This window comes from Campylobacter sp. P255 (genome assembly GCF_003627915.1).
Taxonomy (GTDB): Bacteria; Campylobacterota; Campylobacteria; order Campylobacterales; family Campylobacteraceae; genus Campylobacter_D.
This window is the reverse complement of the sequence record NZ_NREN01000023.1, coordinates 1-2179: the sequence shown is the minus strand read 5'-3', so window position 1 is coordinate 2179 and position 2179 is coordinate 1. Positions and strand designations below refer to the sequence as shown.

Sequence of the window (2179 nt, the reverse complement as noted above, 5' to 3'; positions counted from 1 at the left end):
TATATTCACTTGCTTTTTTAAAGCTTGGAGTAAAATTAGAACTAAGTGTAATAGTACCTGTATTTGTAATACCATTGTGTATGCTACCATGATTGATGATATTCATAGAGCCTTCGTTGTTAATGCCTCCATTAATGACAGCATTAGCTTGATTATATAAAAAGTCTATTGTGCCATTATTATAAATAGCATAAGCATGATCCATATTAGCTGTATCATCTAGTGTTGCTAAAGGCATTTTAACATGGCTAATGGTTCCTGAGTTGATGATAGTTCCAATATGGGCTTTGTCTTTATTGTTTTTAGTTTTTGTATTTGCTAAATTGCTAATACCTGCTATATGACCTTTATTATCAATAGCTCCTATAGCACCTGTGTTTTCTAAGCCTTGTTCTAAGGTAGCACCTTGTTTGTTTTCAAAGGTTTGCATAAAGTCTTTGTTTTCAAATTTGTTTTTAATACTACCTTCATTATTAAAAGCGCCTATCTTACTTGTATCATCTCTAGTGATTGTCATATCACCATTGTTAGTGATAGAACCTACGATAGAGCCATTTTTTAAGTCTAAGTCAGCTTTAGCACCCTCATGGTTAATGATAGAACCTACTTGACTTTCATTTGCTAGTGTAATACCATCACCATTAATAGTGCCTTTATTTTCTATAGAAGATATAAAGCTTTGATCTAGGTGGATACCTTTTTCAATGGTGCCTTCGTTGTTTATAGAACCTATTTGGCTTTTATTTGCTAGTGTGATACCATTTGCAATGGTGCCTTTATTTAAAATAGTATCTATTTGAGAATTATCTTTTAAGTCTATAGAACCTTGGATAGTTTTTCCATTGTTAATGGAAGTGATATAAGACTTACCATTAAGAGTGATATTGCCTGTGATAGTGTTTTTATTTAAAATAGAACCAATGATTTTAGATTCATTGTTAAGATTGATATTGCCCTTAATAGTACCATCGTTTTGTAAGGCTGTGCCATTTGGGTTAAGTGTCAAATCGCCATTTTTAGTCATAGTAGCTGAGGCAATTACTGCGCCATTGTTTAGATCAATAGCGTTGGTGTTAGGGGATTTATCATCTTTGGTAGTGCCTACTACACCATTATGATCAATTCTAATCCCTGCATCTACCCCTGCGACAAGCCCACCATTTAGCTGTATAGATCCTAAAGAAACTTCACCTCCTGTTTCTGAGTAATTTCCGTATTTTAAATAAATCCCAGATCCTTTTTTTGCTATAATAGTTCCGTTGTTATTGATTATAGCATTGCCTGTTGTTCCTGTGGGTGTTAAATCCTCTAAAACTATAGCCCCAAAACCTGTATCACTATGAATTATTCCGCTGTTTGTGATTGAACCAAAATTACCATCCATAATATATATCGCAGCGCTACCAGGAGCTGTGCTTTGATTGTATATCAAACCAGAATTGTTGATGTTGTTAATAGTGTGATTTGATGAACCTTGCTCCCATACAATAAGAGCCCCATAGCCATTGGTATCTTTGGTTGTCATAATAGTGCCACTATTGTTGATTGTATTAACACTTTTATTACTACCTTCTATACGAATTCCAATTTTACCTGCGATTAAACCTGAGTTAGTAATACTATCGATCGTACCACCATAGTTGTGGATACCAAAAGGCTGACTATTTCCATTTGCGATGATAGAGCCATGATTTATGATAGTTACATTATTGGTGTCTTTGTTAACCACAACACCTTTTTTATCACTAACTTCAATTTTACCGCCTTGAGTTATGGTTAAAGTACCACCACCATTGTTAATGGTAACTGTTTCATTTTTAGTATCACTTATCGTACAGCTTGTACCACTGCAACCGCCACCACTGATATCTCTTTGGTTTTTACTAGTTATTTGGATAGTACCACTTGAATGGTTATGATCACTTATGATGTTTGCATTAGCATAGCTAGCTAAAAATGAAATAGTTGCTAAAGAAAGAAAGGTTTTTTTCGTAAAAAATGAGAGTTGGTTTGATGAATTTAAAGAATGTTTGATTTGGGAATTATCGATTCCCCCCCCCCGTGAAACAAGTCATGTTTACTCCTAATATAAATGAAATGTAACAAAAGGCGTAATTATAATTTGCTGATGTTTAAAATAAGTTTAATAAACCCAAGATTTAAGGAGCGAAGAAAATCT

The 2179-nt window shown here is 33.8% G+C and carries 1 protein-coding gene; it reads right to left on the bottom strand.

Annotated elements, in window-relative coordinates:
* Positions 1–1729: hypothetical protein (locus tag CKA54_RS07535; protein WP_143297929.1), on the bottom strand; the 1729-nt coding region annotated here is incomplete at its 3' end.
* Positions 1730–2179: the final 450 nt, after the last annotated feature.